The 21,029-nt window shown below is 71.6% G+C and carries 15 protein-coding genes; 13 read left to right on the plus strand and 2 right to left on the minus strand.

Going from position 1 to position 21,029, the window contains the following annotated elements; translation table 11 throughout:
• Nucleotides 1–88 precede the first annotated feature (88 nt).
• From AB0I32_RS04230 to AB0I32_RS04255, 6 genes are all read left to right on the plus strand, one after another.
• Nucleotides 89–1,864 (plus strand): SigE family RNA polymerase sigma factor, encoded by a 1,776-nt coding sequence (locus AB0I32_RS04230; RefSeq protein ID WP_357503203.1) that lies wholly within the window; start codon nucleotides 89–91, stop codon nucleotides 1,862–1,864.
• Between the two features lie 89 nt (nucleotides 1,865–1,953).
• Nucleotides 1,954–2,532 (plus strand): sigma-70 family RNA polymerase sigma factor, encoded by a 579-nt coding sequence (locus AB0I32_RS04235; protein WP_357503205.1) that lies wholly within the window; start codon nucleotides 1,954–1,956, stop codon nucleotides 2,530–2,532.
• A complete protein-coding gene (locus AB0I32_RS04240) occupies nucleotides 2,529–4,265 on the plus strand; it encodes a hypothetical protein (RefSeq protein WP_357503207.1) in 1,737 nt (578 codons plus the stop codon). The genes AB0I32_RS04235 and AB0I32_RS04240 overlap by 4 nt, the downstream gene beginning before the upstream one ends.
• A gap of 320 nt (nucleotides 4,266–4,585) precedes the next feature.
• The gene (locus AB0I32_RS04245; RefSeq protein ID WP_357503209.1) at nucleotides 4,586–4,990 is read left to right on the plus strand and encodes a peptidoglycan-binding domain-containing protein; all 405 of its coding nucleotides are present in this window, start codon (nucleotides 4,586–4,588) and stop codon (nucleotides 4,988–4,990) included.
• Nucleotides 4,991–5,154: 164 nt separating this feature from the next.
• Nucleotides 5,155–5,706, plus strand: a complete 552-nt coding sequence (locus AB0I32_RS04250; protein WP_357503211.1) for a sigma-70 family RNA polymerase sigma factor — start codon at nucleotides 5,155–5,157, stop codon at nucleotides 5,704–5,706.
• The gene (locus AB0I32_RS04255) at nucleotides 5,703–6,749 is read left to right on the plus strand and encodes a hypothetical protein (RefSeq protein ID WP_357503213.1); all 1,047 of its coding nucleotides are present in this window, start codon (nucleotides 5,703–5,705) and stop codon (nucleotides 6,747–6,749) included. The genes AB0I32_RS04250 and AB0I32_RS04255 overlap by 4 nt, the downstream gene beginning before the upstream one ends.
• Here AB0I32_RS04255 and AB0I32_RS04260 read toward each other — a convergent pair.
• A complete protein-coding gene (locus AB0I32_RS04260) occupies nucleotides 6,736–8,181 on the minus strand; it encodes an oxygenase MpaB family protein (protein ID WP_357503215.1) in 1,446 nt (481 codons plus the stop codon). The two genes, AB0I32_RS04255 and AB0I32_RS04260, sit on opposite strands and share 14 nt — an antisense overlap.
• A gap of 114 nt (nucleotides 8,182–8,295) precedes the next feature.
• Between AB0I32_RS04260 and AB0I32_RS04265 the strand changes: the two genes are divergently transcribed.
• The 6 genes from AB0I32_RS04265 to AB0I32_RS04290 all read left to right on the plus strand — a co-directional run bounded on the left by AB0I32_RS04265 (nucleotide 8,296) and on the right by AB0I32_RS04290 (nucleotide 17,359).
• Nucleotides 8,296–8,898 (plus strand): sigma-70 family RNA polymerase sigma factor, encoded by a 603-nt coding sequence (locus tag AB0I32_RS04265; protein ID WP_357503217.1) that lies wholly within the window; start codon nucleotides 8,296–8,298, stop codon nucleotides 8,896–8,898.
• Nucleotides 8,895–10,694: a hypothetical protein gene (locus tag AB0I32_RS04270; RefSeq protein ID WP_357503219.1), complete on the plus strand. Its 1,800-nt coding sequence runs from the start codon at nucleotides 8,895–8,897 to the stop codon at nucleotides 10,692–10,694. Before AB0I32_RS04265 ends, AB0I32_RS04270 begins: the two co-directional genes overlap by 4 nt.
• 224 nt (nucleotides 10,695–10,918) lie before the next feature.
• Nucleotides 10,919–12,217: a M18 family aminopeptidase gene (locus AB0I32_RS04275; RefSeq protein WP_357503517.1), complete on the plus strand. Its 1,299-nt coding sequence runs from the start codon at nucleotides 10,919–10,921 to the stop codon at nucleotides 12,215–12,217.
• 401 nt (nucleotides 12,218–12,618) lie between these two features.
• The gene (locus tag AB0I32_RS04280) at nucleotides 12,619–14,136 is read left to right on the plus strand and encodes a helix-turn-helix transcriptional regulator (RefSeq protein ID WP_357503221.1); all 1,518 of its coding nucleotides are present in this window, start codon (nucleotides 12,619–12,621) and stop codon (nucleotides 14,134–14,136) included.
• Nucleotides 14,133–14,885, plus strand: a complete 753-nt coding sequence (locus AB0I32_RS04285) for an HAD hydrolase-like protein (protein ID WP_357503223.1) — start codon at nucleotides 14,133–14,135, stop codon at nucleotides 14,883–14,885. Before AB0I32_RS04280 ends, AB0I32_RS04285 begins: the two co-directional genes overlap by 4 nt.
• Nucleotides 14,886–15,046: 161 nt before the next feature.
• Nucleotides 15,047–17,359 (plus strand): sodium-translocating pyrophosphatase, encoded by a 2,313-nt coding sequence (locus AB0I32_RS04290; protein ID WP_357503225.1) that lies wholly within the window; start codon nucleotides 15,047–15,049, stop codon nucleotides 17,357–17,359.
• Between the two features lie 96 nt (nucleotides 17,360–17,455).
• Here AB0I32_RS04290 and AB0I32_RS04295 read toward each other — a convergent pair whose 3' ends face one another.
• On the minus strand, nucleotides 17,456–18,034 hold the full coding sequence (locus AB0I32_RS04295; RefSeq protein WP_357503227.1) for a DinB family protein: 579 nt from the start codon (nucleotides 18,032–18,034) through the stop codon (nucleotides 17,456–17,458).
• 158 nt (nucleotides 18,035–18,192) lie between these two features.
• Between AB0I32_RS04295 and AB0I32_RS04300 the strand changes: the two genes are divergently transcribed.
• Nucleotides 18,193–20,856: a M14 family zinc carboxypeptidase gene (locus AB0I32_RS04300; RefSeq protein ID WP_357503229.1), complete on the plus strand. Its 2,664-nt coding sequence runs from the start codon at nucleotides 18,193–18,195 to the stop codon at nucleotides 20,854–20,856.
• Nucleotides 20,857–21,029 lie beyond the last annotated feature (173 nt).

Below are 21,029 nucleotides of genomic sequence, written 5' to 3' on the forward strand. Positions count from 1 at the left end.
GACCCGGACCACCCATCTCGCCGCTCCCGTCATCGTTTTGCCGCCGCCACCCGTCAGGGAGCATGAAGAGGGAGAGGGGGCGTCCGACATGGCGCAGTGGGAGACGGAGCTCGAAGAGCTCATGGCACGGCGCAGCCGAGCGCTCATCGGCTACGCGTACACGCTGACGCGTGACGTGCCGCGAGCGGAGGACCTGGTGCAGGACGCGCTGGTCAAGGTGTTCTCGCGCCTGCGCCGTCCGGCGGACAGCGGTGAGGGCGGAAACAGCATGCGTCTGGACCAGGACGAGCCGCGCCTGACCAACGCGGAGGCCTACGTGCGGCGGGCGATCCTGACCATCTACCTGGACGGCTACCGGCGTCAGAGCAGCTGGACGGGCATCAAGCACCTGCTCGCCGACGACTCCTTCGCGCCAGCGGCGGAGCGCGCCGCGACAGCACGGGTCGACGTCGGCCTGGCGCTCGCGCGCCTGTCCCCGCGACAGCGCGAGTCGGTGGTGCTGCGGTTCTTCGAGGACATGACGGTGCCCCAGATCGCGCAGACGCTCGGGACGAGCCCCGGCACCGTCAAGCGGCACCTGTCCAACGCGATGGAGCTGCTGCGTACGTCGCTCGCGGAGATGAACGCGCCGGAGATGGAGACCTCGTTCGAGGACCGGCTCGGCGCCGTGTCGGGTTCGGTCCGGCGTCGTCGCGCCGTCAAGGTCGGCGCCCTCGGTGGGGCCACGCTGGTGGTGGCGGGCCTGCTGGCCGTCGCAGCGCTGTGGGGGCCTGACCGCTTCCTGTCGGAGCCGGTGCCGCCGGCCACGCCGAGCCCCGGGGTGTCGAGCGTGCCGGTCGGCGGCTGGGTACCCACCGGCTGGCAGACGCAGGGGGAGCAGTTCCACTGCGGTATGGAGGTGACGGACCTGACGTCGTCGTCGGATGCCGTGCGCCTGGAGCTGACCGGCGACATCGAGCTCGTGCCTGGTGGCGACGAGCTCCCCGACGACTATCTGGCAGCGCCCATCAGGATCTCCCGGCCCGACGCCGAAGGCCCGGCTCTCGACGGTGGGTACCCCCAGCTGGTCTTCGCGCGGAACGGCCTGGTGACCGACATCGGCGGGGGCTGGAACGAGGGCGGGTACACGCTGCCGGGCCCCGGCGAGTCCGCGGTCGGCGTCGCCGAGGCGGGCGCCGCCACCGCGTGTGGCGCGTGGACGGTCTCTGACCTGCACGAGAACTACCGGGACCAGCGACCGGCCGGCACGTACGACGTGTACGCGGTGATGTGGTGGGGCGACGGGGACGGTGAGACCGACCTGGCCGTGAGCGACCCGGTCACCATGGAGGTCCCCGCGCTCGAGGTGCCGGCCCTGCCGCCGCTGAGCGTCGGCATCCAGGACGGCGACCAGCCGCCCTGGCTGGATGGAACAAGGCTGGCTTGCGGGGCCAACGTGTCGGACATCCCGGGCGCCTGGACGGTGCCCTCGCAGCGGTCCGGCCTGACGCTGGAGGTCACGACCGACCTGGACGGCGGTGAGATCGGCGACGAGGTGGCGGTCACGTTCACCGAGACCGAGGGCGAGGCCGTCGACACGACCCGGACGCCGATCACGCTCGTCTGGCTCGCCGAGGGGCGCGTGATCGGCGTCGGCCGCGACGTCTGGTCCGAACCCGTGGAGAATCTGCGGGTCGGTGCGAACGGCAAGACCTCCGTCGTCGTGCCGGTCGAACCCGACCGGACGTGCCTCACGGACCCGGAGGCCGGGCTACCGGCAGGGATGTACGACCTGCACGCGCTCACCGAGCTCGACCCGGGCTCGGGCGGCGCGCGGCAGCTCGTGTCGGCGGGGCTGGGGTACTCGTACTTCCCCGGGAACTGACCGCCGGCGAACGACCAACGAAACCCTCTCGCGGCGCGTCATGGTGGGTGTGGAGACGATGACAGTACTGACGCACCGGGGTGGTGGCCATGGCGGTATGGGAGAGCGAGCTCGATGAGCTCATGCGAGTGCGCGGCAGCGCGCTCGTCCGCTACGCCTACATGCTCTCGGGCGACCGCGCGCTCGCCGAGGACCTGGTCCAGGACGCGCTGGTCAAGGTCTACTCGAGGCTGCGCGGCACGCCCGGCGTCTCCGGGGCGGTGGGCGTGCCCCAGGGCAGCCGGGCGCACGACCTCGACTCCCCGTTCACGAACGCCGAGGGCTATGTGCGGCGGGCGGTGCTCACGATCTACCTGGACGGCTACCGCAAGCGGCAGCGCTGGACGGGCATCAAGCACCTCCTCGCCGACGACCCCAGCACCCGCGGTGCCGACCAGGCCGCCTCGGCGCGCATCGACGTCATGGCGGCCCTCGCACGGCTCGGCGCTCGCGAGCGAGCCTGTGTGGTGCTCCGCTACTTCGAGGACATGACGGTGCCGCAGATCGCGGACGTCCTGGGTACCGCCCAGGGAACTGTCAAGCGGTACCTGTCTGATGCCACGAAGAACATGCAGGAGTACCTGCGCCCCGACGACTTCCGACCCGCCGAAGGGAGGGCTGCCCGATGAACATCGACCGTAACGACAGCTGGAGCGACGACAACGACTTCCTGAGCGGCGCGCTCCGTGACGCCGCCGACAAGATCCCCGGTGGGGAGGTGGACGACCTGCACATCTCATTCGGAGTGGTGCGTGACCGCGTGCGGCGCCGTCGCGCCGCCAAGATCGGCAGCCTCGCCGGCGTCAGCCTCGTGCTGGTGGGCGGGATCGCCTTCGGCGCGACCCAGACGCCGCTGCTGAGGAGCGACGATCAGGTGCTTCCGGGGCAGTCCCAGAACGCGTTCGTGGGCCCGGACCCGTCGGGGCCCACGGCCGCGACGCAGATGCCGGACCCGATCCCGTCGGGGCCCACGGCCTCGGGTGTCATCCGGGACGGGTACCAACCTCCCTGGATCCGGGACCTGGGTGCCGGGCTGGAGTGCGGCATGCCCGTGGCGGACCTGGAGACGACGGCGGCCGGCTGGTCGGTGGCGTCGGCGGGTGACATCTACGGGCTGACCTCGGATCTGGGGGGTACGCCCTCGACGGCCTGGGGTATGCCGGCGACCGTCTCCGAGGGCGACGGATCGCTCGACGTGGCCCCGATCCTGGTCTGGAGCCAGGACGGCGTGGTGGTGGACTTCGGTACGAACGTCTTCGGGGCCCAGGGGCAGATCGAGCCGCTTCTCGGTTCCGCCGAGGGCGTCGTCGAGGCTCAGGGAGCCGCGTTCACCACGTGTGCGCCCACCGAGACGGAGGCGAACGACATCTTCGAGACGCGTCTTCCCGAGGGGAGCTACGAGGTGCGGGTGGTCGCCCTTCCGGAGGTCGCCGCCGGCCAGTGGGCAATGGCGGTGAGCCAACCGGTCGCGGTCCGCCTCGACGCCGACGGCGCGCACACCGCGACGGGGACGCGCGGCGGCAGCGCGACGATCGAGCCGCCGGAGCCCGCCGAGGGCGAGCTCTCCCGGTTCGTGCTCGACCGGAGCACCGACTGGGTCACCGCGGAGCTGACACGGCGCGGATACGTGACGACCGGAACACCGACGGTCACCGCGCAGTGCGAGAGCACCGACCCTACGGACACCGTCACGTACGAGCTGTACACACCCTCGAGCGGGGTGTTCGGGACCGGCAAGGTGCCGTGCGACGGTTCGACGTTCGAGTCGGAGCCCGTGGTCGGCGGCGCCGAGGAGTCCGTGGACGTCCGCCTGACGGACGTCCCGGACGGCGTCGCCCGCCTCTGGGCGGTCCTCGCCCCGGGCGACGGCGGCGACTCCGCGGCCGGCTGCTCGGCCGACGGCCTCACCATGGCGTACGACCCGAGCCGCTCCCCGAGTGCGGGCGCGAGCGCGACCGCACAGGCGATCGTCGAGGCGGCCTTGGCCTGCGACTCCGGCCGGATGGTCGAGCTGGCCACGCAGTACCCCACGGAGCTGATGGTCACCGGAGAGCCTGCCGAGCAGGTCTTCGCCCTGCCGGAGGGCGACCTGCAGCACTACCGCACGCTGGTCGCCCTGCTGGCGGGGACCGGCGGCGCGTTCGTCGGCGGGGACGCGGGCAACCAGAACGTCGTCTGGCCGCGGGTCGTCGCCGAGGAGTTCCGTGACTCCGACGACGCGTGGCAGGAGGTGGTCGACGCGGGCCTGGCTACCCAGGAGCAGGCCGACGCCCAGCGCGCCGACGAGCTGATGGGCTACACCGGGATGCGGATCGCCATCGACGAGTCCGGGGCCTGGAGGTACTACTCCGCGACACCCTGATCCAGCCCGGATCGTGCACCGATATGTCCTGTGCCCCGCTCGCACGTACGTGAGAGCGGGGCACAGGAATGGCTGACACGATGCGCATGCAGAGGGTGATATTTCCGGAGGGGCCGATCGATTCCTTGACCTGTTTGTCCGGTGGCTCAGTATGATCTGGAAACGGCTGAGCGGGGTTCGACGCCGGTCTGGCTCTTCTCGTCATCACACCTCAGGCGAATCGGGGAAAGATGGGGAAGCTCTCACGAGTGATGTCGGGGTTCTCGGGGCTGGCCCTGGTGCTTGGTGCTTTCGCCCTGACGGTGCCTCAGGCAGGTGCGGTGGAGCTTCCGACGCCTCGGGTGAGTGCGGCCGATACAGCCGAGACGAAGAACAACACGCCGGTGGCATGGTGCACGGGTACCGGGAACTACGGCCCGAACATCAGCGTCACCTGGATCCTGCACATCCCTGACGTCTCGTCGTCGGACTGCTACCTGGTCAAAGGCCTGTCTCGACGCGACTCGGTGGAGAGCCTTCAGCGGACTCTCAACCGGTGCTACGGCGAGAACCTCGTTCCGGACGGCGTCTTCGGCGATCGGACCGAGGATGCTTTGTGGCGCGCCCAGGTCGATGAAGGAATCACCGCTGACGGCGAATACGGGCCCCAGACGCGGGACGCCCTGGACTGGCACGTCGTCAACGGCGGCGGATGCGCCGACCCCATCAGGCTGATCGACTTCTGAGTTCGCCGCCGTTCTTTCGCCGCCGTCTTTGTTGAATCGCTCGCTGTCCCAACGTTTCCTGTGCCCCGCTCGTATGTAGGTAGGAGCGGGGCACAGGGCCGCCGGCGAGGGGATGGGCATGTGACGAGGCAGGCGGTCCGACGGGACCAGGGCAGGAACGCGTGATGACCAGTCGCTGGGACGACGAGCTCACCGAGCTCGTCAGGAGCCGGGGGCGGGCCCTCGTGGGCTACGGGTACGCGCTGACCGGTGACGTACGCACGGCGGAGGACCTCGTGCAGGACGCCCTGGTCCGCGTCTTCCGGCGGTTCCGCCGCCCCGAGGCGGCCGGCACCGAGGGGTACACGGAGTTTCCCCTGCACGACGGCGGGAGCCACGCGGGCATCGAGGCGTACGTCCGCCGGACGATGCTCAACCTCTACCTCGACGAGACCCGGCGGTTCGCGCTCTGGCGCAAGGCCCGGCCCACGGTGGCGACGGCGGACGAGGTGAAGGCCCCGGCGTCGGACATCACCGCCCGCGCCGATGTGACCGCCGCGCTGCGCGGCCTGAGCCCACGCCAGCGCGCGTGCGTGGTGCTCCGCTTCTACGACGACCTGACCGTGCCTCAGATCGCGACCACGCTGGGCATCTCGCAGGGCACCATCAAGCGACACCTGGCCGACGGGATCCGCGCCCTGCGGGGCGTCCTCGTGCCGGAAGGAGGGCTCCTGTGAACGAGCACGACGATCTCGCGTCCGGCGACGGCCTCGGTCCCGCCGGGGACGTCCTGCGGCAGACCATCGGCGCACTTGTCGACGGCGCCACACCCCTCGGCGTCCCCAGCGCCCCGGAGCAGAACCTCGGGTTCCTGCGGCGCAGGGTGCGGACCTGGCGCATCGCGAAGGCCGGCGTGGTGGGGCTCAGCACAGCGGCCGTCGTCGGTGCGCTCGCCTTCAGCGCGGCGCAGGCGAGCACGTGGAACCGGTCCGAGCCGCTGCCCGGCCGCCCCACCGTGCACGCCAGCGACCTCGGTCCGGTGCCGTCGGAGATCCCGACGACGCGTATGTCACCGAAGCCGTCCAGCAGCCCGTCCGCGTCGCCGAGCCCGTCGCCGTCGGGCGTCCCGGTGGTGGAGCCGGAGCCGGATGCCAGCGCGTCGGCGGTGGCGACGGAGCCGGGGGCGGACGGGTCCGAGGAGCCGGAGGCACCCGAGATCGCGTGGCCGCCGTTCGAACCCTTCGACGAGGGCTACCTGTCGTGGGCGCTCGAGGCCCCGCCGATCGGGTGCGGTGTGCCGATCGGGGACCTGCCGACGGAACCCGTGCGGTTCACGCTGGAGCCGAACGACTCGCCGACGGACCTGCGGGTCACGTCCGGGTTCACGATCACCGAGGTGGCGGGCGAGTCGTACGAGCTGGCGGTCGGCGGCGACGTGGAGTACCTGCTCTTCCAGCACGGCCGCCTGGTGAGCACCAGCTGGGGTCAGCGGGACGTGGCCTGGTGGGGCGCCACCGAGCAGCGTGAGGACGAGAACGGCAACTCCGTCACGTACGAGGCGACTTCGCCCGGCCAGACCTGGCAGGTCGCGACCAGCTATTCGTTGGTGCTCGACGACGTCTCGACCTGCGGCGAGCGGGTAGACGTCTTCCCGGAGGAGTACCTGACTCCGTTGCCGGCGGGCGAGTACGAGGTGGTGTACGCGGTGCCCTACCGGCTGGTCGACAACGACGCCTTCGAGCTCGCCTACAGCACCCCCTACCCGGTCACCCTGCCCTGACCAGCGGGTCGGGCCCCCGGGCGGTCCGGGAGCCCGACCCGTAGCTCGCCAGGATCGCGCCGCTCCGGCGTCGGCCCCAGCGGTCGAGACGTTCCCGGCCCCGGCGGGTGCGGCCAAGCACGCGGTACCGCAACGTGTTGAGCGGCAGCACGTACGCGTGCGCCCACGGCGGGCGCAGCGGCAGGCCAAGCTCGCGCATGCTGCGCACCCCGAGGAACGCCGTCAGCATCGACAGCAGCCGTTCGCGCTCGAACCCCGCCCGGAAGGGCTGCCACCAGGACGGCCCGCGATACGTCCGCTCGGCCTGCGCGGCCACCACCGCCCGGGCGAGATGCGGCCCTGCCTCGGAGATCCCGGCCTGGGCGAGCAGCACGTGGTAGTTGAGGCGGTGCCGCTCCCACTCGTCGTCGACCAGGAAGTCCGGGTGCACGCCCAGCAGGTGCCCCACCCACTTCCACAGGTGCATCAGGGCCCGGCTGTCCGACGGCGGGACGGGCACCCCGAGCGCCCGGCACCCGAGGATCAGGGTGCCGTCGAACAGCCCGAGCGTCGCTGCCTGGTCCGCCTGGTTGATCGGCAGGCCCCAGCGTGCGGTGTCCCAGTGGTCCTGCCGGTCCGGGTCCGCGAACGACGAGTTCACCAGGGCGTGCATCACACGGACGTGCACGGTGGCGCGCCAGGCGGGGGCGTACGGCCGCAGCGCTCCGGGTTCGGACAGCCCGACCGTCCACTCCTGCGTCTCCCGGAGCCGCCGCAGCGCCCCACCGGTCAGGGCGCCGGTCGCCGCGAGCAGGTCGGTCGGGCCGCCGAACCGGTACCCGCCGACGAGGGAGAGCTGGAGCAGCACGTCGTCCGAGTTCTGCCCGAGCCTTCGCTGTACGGCTGCACCCTCCTCGACCAGGTCCCAGTCGACCCAGTCGGGCACGGTGGTGACCTCGTCGAGGAGGTGGCGCAGGGGGTCCGGCACGAGCGTGCTGGGGCCGGAACCCTGAACGTCGCCGCCGACTTCGGCCCTTTGCTGAGGTGCCCGACCGACATCGGTCCTCTGCTCTGAGATCGGTCGGTTGATCGACCGATCTCGAGGCAACGGACCGAACTCAGCATCGGTGCCGTGCAAGGGACCGCACCCAGCACCACCGGGTTGGGGGCCGGGCTCGGAGGCCCCTCCCGCGAGCGCGTCCCGGAGCTGCTTGTGGGTCACCCGTCCAGGAGCCCTCGCGGGGAGCCGCATCGCCGCGGCGAGCGCCGCCCCGGCGTCGTCCTGCTCGAAGAAGGCGCGGCCGATCCGGTCCAGCAGTGCCCCGTCTACGCCGCGCACCCGTGCGAACAGCCGCAGCGGCCGGCCGATCCGGGCGCCGCGAGCCTCGGCCGACCGGAACCGGAGGGGGTACGTCGTGATGGGCTGCCCGACGTCGTCGGTGGTGCTGGCCATCTACCTATCCTGACCCGCCTGCTCGCGCACCGACAGGAATCCGATGTCGAACTGCCCCAACCCGGGGGCGGGTTGGTTCGTCGATACGGTCAGGACAGCAGGAAGGAGCCGGCAATGGGCTGGCACGAAGACCTGGAGACGCTTGCCGCACAGCGCGGCAGCGTGCTCGTCGGGTACGCGTACACGTTGTGCGGCGATGTGCGGCAGGCCGAGGACCTGGTACAGGAGGCATTGGTCAGGTACTGCTCCCGCCTGGTGCGGCCGGGCGGTCGGCGTGGCGCTGCGGCGTCGGGCATGCACACGGTGTCGCTGGACGAGCAGCAGGGCCGGCCCCAGCGGCAGGCCGTCGAGTTCGCCGAGGCGTACGTGCGCCGCATGGTGCTGAACCTCTACCTGGACGGCTGGCGCCGCCGGAAGAGGTGGGCGGACATCGAGCCGCGGGTCGCCACCGACGACCGGGTGAAGTTTCCCGACTCGGGCATCACCGCCCGGGCCGACGTGGTGCTGGCGCTCGCGCGGCTCTCGCCCCGGCAGCGGGCGTGCGTGGTGCTGCGCTATTTCGAGGACATGACCATCGACCAGGTGGCGGAGACGCTCGGGAACGCACCGGGCACGGTCAAGCGCCACCTTCATGACGCGATGCGCGTCCTGCGGGACGTGCTGGAACCGGCTGGATCGGCCGCTGGATCGGCCACGGCAGAAGGAGCATTGCGATGAACCAGCACGACGACGGCCGGGGCCAGGACCACGGCTGGGAGGATCCGGCGGAGGCCGATCTCCTGAAGCAGACGTTCGGCGCGATGGCGGGCGGGGTGGACCCGGCGTCTCCCACGGGCCCTGCCGCGGTGATGTCGGTGATGAGCAAGCGGGTGCGGCGTCGTCGGACGGCGAAGCTGGGCGGGCTCGGCGGTGGCGCTCTTGCCCTGGCGGGCGCGCTGGTGCTCGGGGCGGGGCAGCTCGCGCCAGCTGCCCCGGACCAGTCGGAGCTGCTGCCGGGGTCGCCCTCGGCCTCCTCCCCGCCGACGTCCTCTCCGGTGAAGGCGGACACGCCGGACTTCAAGGTCAAGGACGGGTACCAGCCGCCCTGGCTCGACTGGACCGACCTGACGTGCGGCATGCCGGTGGCCGATCTGGAGACGACGGCGCCTGGCTGGTCGGTGGCGCCGGCCGGTGACATCTACGCCCGGACGACGGATCTGGGGGGCGAGCCTTCGACGTCGTGGCGGATGGCGGCGGCGATCGAGGAGGGGCCGGGACCGGGTGCGCTCGACTCCTCCCTCGCCCTGGTGTGGAGCCAGGACGGCAAGGTGGTGGACCTCGGGCCCGACGTGTTCGCCGGTCCTCCCGGAGGGCCCAGTCCCGTGCCGCTGATCAGTTCCGACACGGGGGCCTACCTCGAGGCGCACGGCGCTGAGGCTTCGACCTGCGCTCCGACCAGGACCGGTGACGATCCGGTCTTCGAGGCCCGTCTGCCCGAGGGCGACTACGACGTGCGGGTGGTCGGCTTCCCGCACGACGGATCCCACCCGGACGGCTCCGGCGAGCTGGCCACGGTGGTGAGCGAACCGGTCGCGGTCCACATCGACGCCGCCGGGGCGCACAGCCCCACCGGGGCCAGGGGCGGAGAGTCGACGATCGAGCCTCCGGAGCCGGTGCCCGGTGAGATCTCACGGTTCGAGCTGGACCGCTCCACCGAGTGGGTCACGGCGAGCATGACGTACCGGCGCCATCTGCCGGCGCCCGCAGTGTCCGTCACCGCTCAGTGCGAGAGCACCAACCCGACAGACACCGTGCCGTTCGAGGTGCTGGAGGAGTCGACCGGCCAGGCGTTCAGGTCCGGTGAGGTCGTCTGCGACGGTACGGAGACCGTGCTGCCCCTCGGCGCTCCCGGCATCAGCCGCGGGGCGGTCGACTTCCAGGTGCCGTTCGGGCAGACCCTGCCCGACGGTGTGGCCTGGTTCTCGGCGGTGCTCGCGCCCTCGGCCGGTGTTGATGACGTGGATCTGGCCGGGGACTGTTCGGCAAGCGGGCTCGACGTCGCCGACGACCCGCTGAGCTCGCCGAGCGACGCCGCGACGGACACCGCCGATGCCATTCTGGACGCGGCTCTTGCCTGTGACTCCGGGAAGCTGATCGAGCTGGCGACGGCATCCGGCGCCGAGCTGATGCTCCCCTTGGAGGCTCCGGAGGACACCTTCGCGCTTCCTGAGACCGCTGCGCTGCCGTACCGGACGCTGGCTGCTCTGCTGGGCGGTACCACCGGCGCGCTCCTCACCGGCCAGACGGACGCGGGACAGCCCGAGCCCGTCGTGTGGCCGCGCGTCGCGCTGGAGGAGTTCGCCGACTCAGGCGAGGCGTGGCAGGAGGTCGTCGACGCGGGCCTGTTGACGGCGGAGGAAGCGGCCGCCCAGCGCGCCAACACGACGTACGGGTACCAGGGAATGGCCGTGAGCATCAGCGAGGACGGCACCTGGACGAGCTACGGGGGCGTCGGGTCGTTCCCTCGCCAGTAACACCCGGCCCACCGCGCACCTGGCCGGCCGAGCGTCGGAGCCTGCCCAGCGGGGATGTGTTGCTACGAGTAGACGATGTCTACGCACAGCAACACATCCCTGTGGGGCAAGCTTCACCCGGCGGGCGGACCCGACCGGCCTGACCGGCAATCAAGGCCCGAACGGTGAGGCGACATAATGGCTCGGTGACTGCCCAGACAACCCGTTCCCGGTCCGTCGACCCCATCCAGCCCTCAGTGGTCCCGGACGCAGCCCGCGCCCACGCCGAAGACCTCGGCACCTTCGTGGCCGCTTCGCCGTCGTCCTACCACGCGGCACAGGAGGTGGCCCGGCGCGCGGAGGCGGCGGGCTTCACCCGCCTGGCGGAGGACGCCGCCTGGGCAGTGACCCACGGCGGACGCTATGTAGTGGTCCGTGACGGCTCGGTCATCGCCTTCACCGTGCCCGACGGCGCCGGCCCCACCACCCCGTTCACCATCGTGGGCGCGCACACCGACTCCACGGGCTTCAAGCTCAAGCCCAAGCCGACGACGCACGGCGCAGGCGGCTGGTGGCAGGTGGGCGTCGAGGTGTACGGCGGGCCGCTGCTCAACTCCTGGCTCGACCGTGAGCTCGAGCTGGCCGGGCGCATCGTCACCCACGACGGCACCGAGCACCTCGTACGCACCGGCCCGATGCTGCGCATCCCGCAGCTCGCCATCCACCTGGACCGCGGCGTCAACGACAACGGCCTCACGCTGGACAAGCAACGCCACACACAGCCCGTCTGGGGTCTTGGCGACGCGGAGAGCGCGGACGTCCTCGCGGCGCTCGCGGCGGACGCCGGCGTCGACCCGGCCGACATCGGCGGCTACGACGTGGTGCTGGCCGATACGCAGCCGGCCCGTGCCTTCGGTGCGGGCGAGGTGCTGTTCGCGTCGGCGCGGTTGGACAACCTGCTCTCCACCCACGCGGGGCTGACGGCACTGCTCGGGGCGACCGGCGATGCCGAGGGGTCGATCCAGGTGTTCGCGGGATTCGACCACGAGGAGATAGGGAGCGAGTCCCGGTCCGGTGCGGCCGGCCCCTTCCTCGAGGAGGTGCTGGTCCGGATCTCGGCAGCCCTTGGCGCCACGGCGGAGGACCGGGCACGGGCGTTCGCGGCGTCGCTGCACGTGTCGTCCGACGTCGGGCACGCGGTGCACCCCAACTACGCCGAGCGGCACGACCCGGCCAACCGCCCGGTGGCGGGCGGCGGCCCGATCCTCAAGATCAACGCGAACCAGCGCTATGCGACCGACGCGCACGGCGCGGCGGCCTGGAGCGTGGCCTGCGCGACGGCGGGGGTGCCCACCCAGGAGTTCGTCTCCAACAACGTGCTGCCGTGCGGTTCGACGATCGGACCGATCTCCGCGACGCGTCTGGGCATCCGAACTGTGGACATCGGGGTAGCAATTTTATCGATGCACTCGGCACGCGAGCTCACCGCCGTCGTCGATCCGTGGTACCTCGCCCGTGCGATGGAGGCTGTTCTCGCACGCTGAAACGTCGAATCCTCCCGGAACGGGCCGCTAGCGTGGTTAATCGGAGTGACCTGGGCTTATGCATGTTTCGTTGGTTCTGTCCGGGTCTACAATTTACGTAATTCGGGCACTAGTTGGACGTTTGTCCAAAAAAGATCCCGGCTGACCTGCGAAAACGTACGCTCCAAGTTGGCCGTCGGTCTGGAAGAAAATACCTAGTACCGTCCGGATGCAGTGACCTCAGGGGGGTGATACCACTGTGGTCATCCGAGCCGTAACCTCGGCAAAAGAGAAATGCCGGACCCCAGGAGCCCCCGTTGCCTCGTGCCACCGTTCGCACTTGTGCCCGATGTGGTTGTGTACTCAGCCGCTACAACTCCGAAGCTCGCTGTGCCGCGTGCAGGCGCACCGAGTCAGTGCCCGTGGTCTCACTGCCCAGCGTGCCGACGCGGGTCTGGCAGGACGAAGCCGTCCGGTCAGCCCTCGCGGACTGGGACTTCGGGCAGGTCAGCCGCATGGTGCGGCAGCTGGTCCCGCTCCGTCAGGAGGACGTGGCGGCTCTGACCGGGTTGAGCCAGTCCTACCTGTCGATGCTCGAGTGCGGTGACCGCCGCCTCACCGACGTCTCCCGCGTCGTCCAGTTCCTCACGGGCCTGGGCACGCCACCGGACCTGGTCCGGCTCCCCCTCCCGGGGATCAGCCCGCTGCCCGACGCCGCAGCTGCCGCACGCCCCGCCGCGTCCGGCCAGGCCGTAGCGGCGCCGGAGCAGGTCACACCGACGGCCCCTGACCCGGTGCTGCCGTGGACGGCGGACCGGATGCTCACCGCACTCCGCCTCGCGCACGTCGCCGACAACACGGCGGACTGGCTGCCGACGGACGCCAACGGCCCCGTCTCGGCCACGGCGATGAGCGACGCCGCCGGGACCGACACGCCGCGACCGGCGTCCGGCATCGCGCTGAACTCGATGATCCAGAGCTGGGACGTCGAGCAGGCCGAGCCGCTGCGCCGCGCGACCACGGGCACCCGCGTCTCGCTCGAGCTCTGCGGCCACCTGCAGGGCACGCTCGACGAGCTGCGCGTCATGGACAAGGGCTCGGGCAGCGGGGCGGTGGCCGACCTGGCCCGCGCCCACCTCGCCCTGGTGGTCCGCGTCCTGGAGCGCAGCACGTACGACGAGGTCACGGGCCGCAAGCTCGCCGCCGTCGCCGCGGACACCGCGACGCAGGCCGGCTGGTTCGCCTTCGACGCCGGCCGCACGGACACGGCACGCGCCTACATGCTGGCCGGTCTGCGCGCCGCGCACGCCGCCGCCGACGACCGGCTCGGCGCGGGTGCGCTGTCCTACCTCGCGATCCACGGCTACTCCAGCGGCGACCCGCGCGACGCGGTCCGCGCCGCGGAGGCCGGCCGGCGTCGGATCGCTCGCCTCGACGCGCCTCACCTGGCCGCCACGCTGCTGACGAGGCAGGCCCGCGGTCATGCCGCGGCCGGCGAGGGCGAGGCGGCACGCCGTGCCCTCGGCGAGGCCTCGGAGCTGTGCGCCCGCGGACGCGGCGAGGACGACCCGCACTGGCTGTACTGGATGAACGAGGGCGAGATCCACGGGCAGTCCGGCTCGGCGCACCTGGCGCTCGGCAACACGGCGCGTGCGGTCGAGAGCTTCGGGCACGCGATCCAGGCCGAGCGTGCGGGGGAGCGCCGCACGCACGGGCTGTTCCTGAGCCGGGCGGCTCAGGCGCACGCCAGGGCGGGCGACCTCGACGCCGCGTGCGCCACCGGTGACGAGGCGGTGAGCATCGCGGAGACCGTGCAGTCCGCGCGGCTGCGGGAGCACCTGCGCGACCTGTCGGCGGACCTCCGTCGCGGCGGTTCGTCGCGCCGGTCCGGGGTGAACGCCCGGGTGCTGACCGAGCGGATCGTGGCACTCGCGCCGTGACCACACCGGTCACCTCCGGCGGTGATGCCAGGGCCCTGGTGCTCTGGGACATCGATCGGACGCTCGTCTACGTCGGGGAGGTGGACCGGACCGCATACCGGGAGGCGTTCGCCGAGGTCGTGGGTCGACCCGCCGAACGCCTCCCGGCGAAGGGCACAGGAGTGACGATGCCGCTGGCGATCCGCGGCCTCCTGGCGGACAACGGGGTCAGCGCCCACGAGGTGGAGGCCCTGCTGCCGCGGATGCTCGAGGCGGTGCCCCTGCGCTTCGCGGCGCACACGGAGGACGTCCGGAACCTCGGCTCCGTCCTGCCGGGGGCCATGCAGGCGCTCAAGGCGGTCGCGGCAGAGCCCGACCTCGTGTCCACCGTCCTGACGGGCAATCTCGAGGCGAACGCCCTGATCAAGCTGCGGGTCTTCGGCATGGACCGGTACGTGGACGCCGCGGTGGGCGGATTCTCGTCCGACGACGCGCACCGGCCGGCCCTCGTGGCGGTCGCGCAGGGCCGCGCGGGTGAGCGGTACGGCAGCGTGTTCGACGTCGGCAACACGGTGATCGTCGGGGACTCCCTGGAGGACGTGCGCACCGGCCTCGAGGGCGGCGCGCGCGTGATCGCCGTGGCGTCCGGCACGACGTCGACGGACCGGCTCGTCGAGGCGGGCGCCGACGTCGTGCTGGCGGACCTCACCGACGCCGCGCGGCTGCTCCAGGAGATCCGCGAGCTCACCACCGGTGCGGGGCTGCGCTAGGCGTTCCTGTAGACATAGTGACTGGCGTCACATGTGGGTAGACTCTGGCTTCTTCCCGCCATCGACGTCGCTGGCGGGATGCATAGGCCTTGTACGGGTCAACCCCGTACAGGGCAACACACTTTCTGGGGGACTTCCCCGGAGCTCGTCGAGGAGGACGAATGGGGCTCGAAGACGGCATTGTTTTCGGCGCGGGGAGCTACACCACGGTGGCGGTGATCGCCCTCATCGCGGTACTCGCTCTCGTGTGCGCGTTCGTGCTGCGTCGCCAGGTGCTCGCCGCACCTGATGGAACCGCGAAGATGCAGGACATCGGCCAGGCCGTGCAGGAGGGCGCATCCGCCTACCTGAAGCGGCAGTTCCGCACCCTCGTGCTGTTCGCGGTGGTCGTGTTCGGACTGCTCTTCCTGCTGCCAGGGGACAGCGGCATCCGGATCGGGCGCTCCGTCGCGTTCGTGTTCGGCGCCGGGTTCTCCGCCGCGATCGGCTATCTGGGCATGTGGCTGGCGGTGCGGGCGAACGTCCGCGTCGCGGCTGCCGCTACCCGTCCGGGCGGCCGGGCCGAGGGCGCCCGCATCGCCTTCCGCACCGGCGGCGTCGTCGGCATGTCCGTGGTGGGCCTCGGCCTGCTCGGCGCCGCGCTCGTCGTGCTCGTCTACGACGTGGACGCCCCGGCCGTCCTCGAGGGCTTCGGTTTCGGTGCCGCGCTGCTCGCCATGTTCATGCGCGTGGGCGGTGGCATCTTCACCAAGGCGGCCGACGTCGGCGCCGACCTGGTCGGCAAGGTCGAGCAGGGCATCCCGGAGGACGACCCCCGCAACGCCGCCACCATCGCGGACAACGTGGGCGACAACGTCGGCGACTGCGCAGGCATGGCGGCCGACCTCTTCGAGTCCTACGCGGTGACCCTCGTGGCCGCCCTCATCCTCGGCAAGGCCGCCATGGGCGAGCAGGGCCTCGTGTTCCCCCTGATCGTCACGGCGATCGGCGCGTTCGTCGCGCTGCTCGGCGTCTTCATCACCCGGGTCCGCGGGTCCGAGAGCGGCCTCGCCGCGATCAACCGCGGGTTCTACATCTCCGCGATCGTCGGCGCGGTGCTGGCCGGTATCGCCGCCTTCGCCTACCTGCCGTCGTCGTTCGGCCAGATGACCGGTACCGCGGACCTCTCCGACGTGACCGCCGACCCGCGCGTCGTGTCCGCGCTCGCCGTGCTCATCGGTGTTGTCCTCGCCGGCGTCATCCTCTGGGTGACCGGCTACTTCACCGGCACCGACAAGAAGCCGACGCTGCACGTGGCAGCGACCTCCCGGACGGGAGCGGCGACCGTCGTCCTCTCCGGTATCGGCGTGGGCTTCGAGTCCGCCGTCTACACGGCCGGCATCATCGCCGCCGCGATCTGCGGCGTCTTCCTGCTGGCCGGCGGCTCGGTGCCGCTCGCGCTGTTCCTGGTCGCGCTGGCGGGCTGCGGCCTGCTCACCACTGTCGGCGTCATCGTCGCCATGGACACGTTCGGCCCGGTCAGCGACAACGCGCAGGGCATCGCCGAGATGTCGGGTGACGTCGACGAGGAGGGCGCGCAGATCCTCACCGACCTGGACGCCGTCGGCAACACCACCAAGGCGATCACCAAGGGCATCGCGATCGCCACGGCGGTGCTCGCCGCCACCGCGCTGTTCGGCTCCTACGCCGACGCCGTGTCCCACGCGCTCGCGCAGGTCGGCAACGTCGGCACCGGGCTGGTGACCTCGATGCTCAGCTACGACATCATCTCGCCGGTCACCCTCGTCGGCGTGATCCTCGGCGGGGCCACCGTGTTCCTCTTCTCCGGGCTCGCGGTCGACGCCGTCACCCGCGCCGCCGGCGCCATCGTGTTCGAGGTGCGCCGCCAGTTCCGCGACCACCCGGGCATCATGACGTACGAGGAGCGCCCCGACTACGCCAAGGTCGTCGACATCTGCACCCGGGACTCGCTGCGCGAGCTCATCACGCCGGGTCTGCTGGCGGCGTTCGCGCCCATCGCCGTCGGCTTCGGCCTCGGTGTCGGGCCGCTGGCCGGATTCCTCGCCGGCGCGATCGGCACGGGTGTCCTCATGGCGATCTTCCTGGCGAACTCGGGCGGCGCCTGGGACAACGCGAAGAAGATCGTCGAGGACGGCAAGTACGGCGGCAAGGGTTCCGACGCCCACGCCGCGACGGTCATCGGCGACACCGTCGGCGACCCGTTCAAGGACACCGCCGGCCCGGCGATCAACCCGCTGATCAAGGTGATGAACCTGGTCGCGCTGCTGATCGCCCCTGCGGTCGTGGCGATGAGCGTCCCCGCGGACGCCAACCACGCGCTCCGGATCGGCATCGCCCTCGTGGCGGCGGCCGTGGCCTTCGGCGCCGTCATCTGGTCCCGCATGCGGGCCAGCCGGGTGGACGCCGCACAGCAGGCAGAGCAGGACCGCGCGGAACAGGATGCGGTCGTCTGACGCCGAAGTAGCGAGGTTCGCGACGTAGAGCGACTGTCCGCGTCTCCCCGGGTGAAGCCGGGAGACGCGGACAGGCGCTCTACGTCGCGAACCTCGCTACTGGCCCACCCGGCCGTCTATGCACTCGCGCAGCAGGTCCGCGTGGCCCACGTGGCGGGCGTACTCCTCGACCATGTGGACCAGCACGTCACGGACCGGTATCACGTCGTCGCCGCGCAGCACCGTTCGGCCCAGGTCGTCGTCGGGCAGCGCCGCCAGCCAGACGTCGGCCGCCTGCACCTCCCGCCGCCAGGTGGCCCAGGCGTCCTCCACCATCGCCGGGTCCGCCACGACGTCGTCGAAGTCCGCGTCCGGGTTCTCCGGGGACTTGCCGAACAGCTTCGGCAGGTCCGGCTGGTCCTGCAGGATCCGCTGGAACCAGCTCTGCTCGACATGCGCCAGGTGTCGCACGAGCCCGAGGAGCGAGAGGGTCGACGGCGGCACCGAGCGCCGCGCGAGCTGCTCCACGTCGAGCCCCTCGCACTTCATCTCCAGCGTGATCCGGTAGTGCTTGAGATAGTTCCAGAGGGTTTCCTTCTCCCCGACCGGATTCGCCAGCGCTTCGCGCGGGTCGTCGTCCGGATCTGCCCACATGTCGGGGTAGACAGTTGCGGAGGTCCATCGCTCGGTGCTCATCGCCACAGTGCACCGCCGGACGACCACCAGGTCAACGGCATTCTGAGCGGTGTTGTCCGCAGGGCCGGGGGGAACCGCGTAGCGGATTTTGTCTTTTTGTTCCAGTTTGCCCGGGCCGTGGGCCAGAATTGGCCGACTTGCCGCTGGGGAGGCACCTCTTGCTCGTTCGTACTCGTCCGCTCGCGATCATCACGGGCGCCGCCCTGGCCGGAGCCGCACTGGTGGCCGGCTCGCTGACCGCACCCGCCGCCGCCCAGCCCTCCGGCGCGCTCGTGGACGGGCGTGCGGCCACCGGGGTGGCCACGGCGGGGCTCGGCCGGGGCATCGAGGCCAACGTCCTGGCCGGTCCGACGGCGGCCTCCGAGGACCGTCCGGCCGATCTGCTTGCGCCGCTGCCGGCTCGGGGCGGCAACCCGCTGCGCATGCCGGCGTCCTACCCGTACCAGCCGGAGCTGCGCGTCTATCCGCCGGACGCCGCGGATGCCACCGAGCTGAACGGCACCGTCAGCCATGCGGACCTCGCGCCCCACCTGACCAGGCTGATGGAGCGGAGCGACCGGGTCTCCACGCAGGTGGTGGGCAGGTCGACGGAGGGGCGCGACCTCTACCTCGTCACCGTGACGGCGCCCGAGCGCCGGTCGGAGACGGCCCGGCAGACCGCGTGGCGCGAGGAGATCAGGGAGCAGCCGCGCGAGGCCCTGCGGAACCGTGCGCTGCGGGCGGGCTACAAGACGCCCATCTGGATCAGCGCGAACATCCACGGTGACGAGTGGGAGGGCACCGACGCCGCGCTGCGGGTCGTCGAACGCCTCGCCACGGCGGACGACGCCGCCACGCGGAGGATGCTGGAGCACCACCGGCTCGTGTTCAGCCTCACGCTCAACCCCGACGGCCGTACGCATGCGACGCGCTCGACGTCCCTCGGTCTCGACGCCAACCGCGACATGGTCACGCTCGCCACGCCGGAGGCACGCTCGTACGTGCGCACGGCGCAGGCGGTGCAGCCGCTGTTCGCCGGGGACTTCCACGGCTACACCGACGTGCTCCAGGTCGAGCCGGCCGGCCCGCCGCACGGCGAGAACTACGAGTACGACCTCTTCCTCCCGCACGCCTACGCGATGGCCCGCCAGGTGGAGGACGACATCGTCGCGGCGGAGATCGAGGGCAACACCTACTACGACCGGGACACGGGGGAGGTCGTTGCCGGGAACACGGGGGCGATCAAGATCCCGTACCGGGACACGCCGTCGGGCTGGGACGACTACCCGCCTGTCTTCACCGCGCAGTACGCACTCTTCCACGGCGCCGTGTCCAGCACGGTCGAGCTGCCGCTCGACCCGACGGGCCGCACCGGCGCGCGGGCGGCCACGGCGGTGAACACCGAGGTGGCGGCCACCGTCATGCGATCGATGATCGACTACGTCCACACCAGCTCGGACTCGATGCTCGCCGACCAGGCAGAGATGTTCCGTCGTGGGCTGGCCGGCGCCCCCAAGGTCGCGCTGACAGCCGAGAACATCGGCGCGGTCCCCGGGCCGGACGAGTGGAAGCAGCTCTGGGACGGGGCCGACGACCAGGGCGCGGTGCGCCTCCCGCGCGCCTACGTGATCCCGGTCGGCTCCGGCCAGCGGTCGACGTCGGACGCCGAGGACCTGGTGGACGCGCTCCTGTTCCACGGCGTCGAGGTGGAGCGGCTGACCGCCTCCACGCGCGTCGCGGGCACCACCTATCCGGCCGGCTCCTACGTGGTGGACCTGCACCAGCCGCTGCGCGGGCTCGCGAACGCGCTGCTCGCGCTCGGCTCCGACGTCTCGGGCGACGTACCGGCCATGTACGACGTCTCCGCGTGGTCGCCCGCCTACCTCTGGGGTGCGACGGTGGATCGCGTGGGCGTCACCACCGACGGCCCGGTCGGACGGACCGCACCGGTTCGCCGAGACGCTCCGCGCGGGACCGTCCCGGACGGGGCGAGGTACGTCGCCTTCGACGTGGCAGGCGTGGAGGACCACCGTGCCCTGAACGACCTCCTGGGGCAGGGCGTGACCGTGCGGCTGACGGCGGACGGGCGTGCCGCCGTCGGACCGCGTGGGCTGCGCGCCGCACGCGACGTCGCGGACCGGTACGGCATCTCCTTCGTGACCGTCTCGCGCGCCGAGTACGTCGCGGGCGGGCGCGGCGAGGACCTGACCGTCGCGTACGCGGGCAACCAGGACGACCGGATGTCGCTCCTGGCGCTCGGGTTCGACGACCTGGTGCCGGTCTCGGCGGCCCGGATCGAGGCGCGCGCGGCCAACGGCGACCCCACCGGGCTCGAGGACGCCGACGTGCTGTGGGTCGGTTCGTCCCTGGACCTGCCGGTGGGTTCCGCAGGCCACGCACACGTCCTCTCCTGGCTGCACGACGACGGCGCCATCGTCGGGCGCGGGGCGGGTGCGTTCGCGGCCGCGGAGGCGTACGGGCTGGTCAGCGGCACTGCGAGGACCGGCGACCCGGCGAGCAACGGCATCATCGCCACCAGCACCCCTGGCGAGGTGCTGGACGACCATGCGCAGGACCACGGCTTCGTCTACCCCGCCGTCTGGTTCACCGACCTGGACGAGGGGACGACCACGGAGCTGGCCTACGGCGACCTCCGGGCCGGGTACTGGCCCCTGACGAGGGAACCGGACGGGCGGGGCTCCGTCATCGGGCAGGCTGCCGCCGTATCCGGCAAAGTGGGGCATGCGCGGGCGTTCGTGTTCGGCACCTCGGTCTTCTTCCGTACCCATCCTCGGGGCGGCCTGAGCCAGGCGGCGACGGCCATCCACTGGGCGGCACGGTGACCACTGCGCGGTGAGCACCCCCGACGTGGGGTTGCTGGGCCGTCCAGCATTACCGGAGGTATGGGGAAAACCGGGTGCTACCGCTATCGTCTGCGGTGTTGTGCTCCCGAACGCTCCGCGGTCCGCGGGCGCCGACGAGAGCCCCGACGCAGGAGCCCCCGTCGTGGGAGACC

Source organism: Promicromonospora sp. NPDC050249 (assembly GCF_040656015.1).
Lineage (GTDB): Bacteria > Actinomycetota > Actinomycetes > Actinomycetales > Cellulomonadaceae > Promicromonospora.

Excerpts from the sequence above, each read along its gene's own strand:
- AB0I32_RS04230 (WP_357503203.1), top strand. The coding sequence starts at position 89 with ATGGCGCAGTGGGAGACGGAGCTCGAAGAGCTCATGGCACGGCGCAGC.
- AB0I32_RS04235 (WP_357503205.1), top strand. The coding sequence starts at position 1,954 with ATGGCGGTATGGGAGAGCGAGCTCGATGAGCTCATGCGAGTGCGCGGC.
- AB0I32_RS04240 (WP_357503207.1), top strand. The coding sequence starts at position 2,529 with ATGAACATCGACCGTAACGACAGCTGGAGCGACGACAACGACTTCCTG.
- AB0I32_RS04250 (WP_357503211.1), top strand. The coding sequence starts at position 5,155 with ATGACCAGTCGCTGGGACGACGAGCTCACCGAGCTCGTCAGGAGCCGG.
- AB0I32_RS04260 (WP_357503215.1), bottom strand. The coding sequence starts at position 8,181 with ATGGCCAGCACCACCGACGACGTCGGGCAGCCCATCACGACGTACCCC.
- AB0I32_RS04265 (WP_357503217.1), top strand. The coding sequence starts at position 8,296 with ATGGGCTGGCACGAAGACCTGGAGACGCTTGCCGCACAGCGCGGCAGC.
- AB0I32_RS04270 (WP_357503219.1), top strand. The coding sequence starts at position 8,895 with ATGAACCAGCACGACGACGGCCGGGGCCAGGACCACGGCTGGGAGGAT.
- AB0I32_RS04290 (WP_357503225.1), top strand. The coding sequence starts at position 15,047 with ATGGGGCTCGAAGACGGCATTGTTTTCGGCGCGGGGAGCTACACCACG.
- AB0I32_RS04295 (WP_357503227.1), bottom strand. The coding sequence starts at position 18,034 with ATGAGCACCGAGCGATGGACCTCCGCAACTGTCTACCCCGACATGTGG.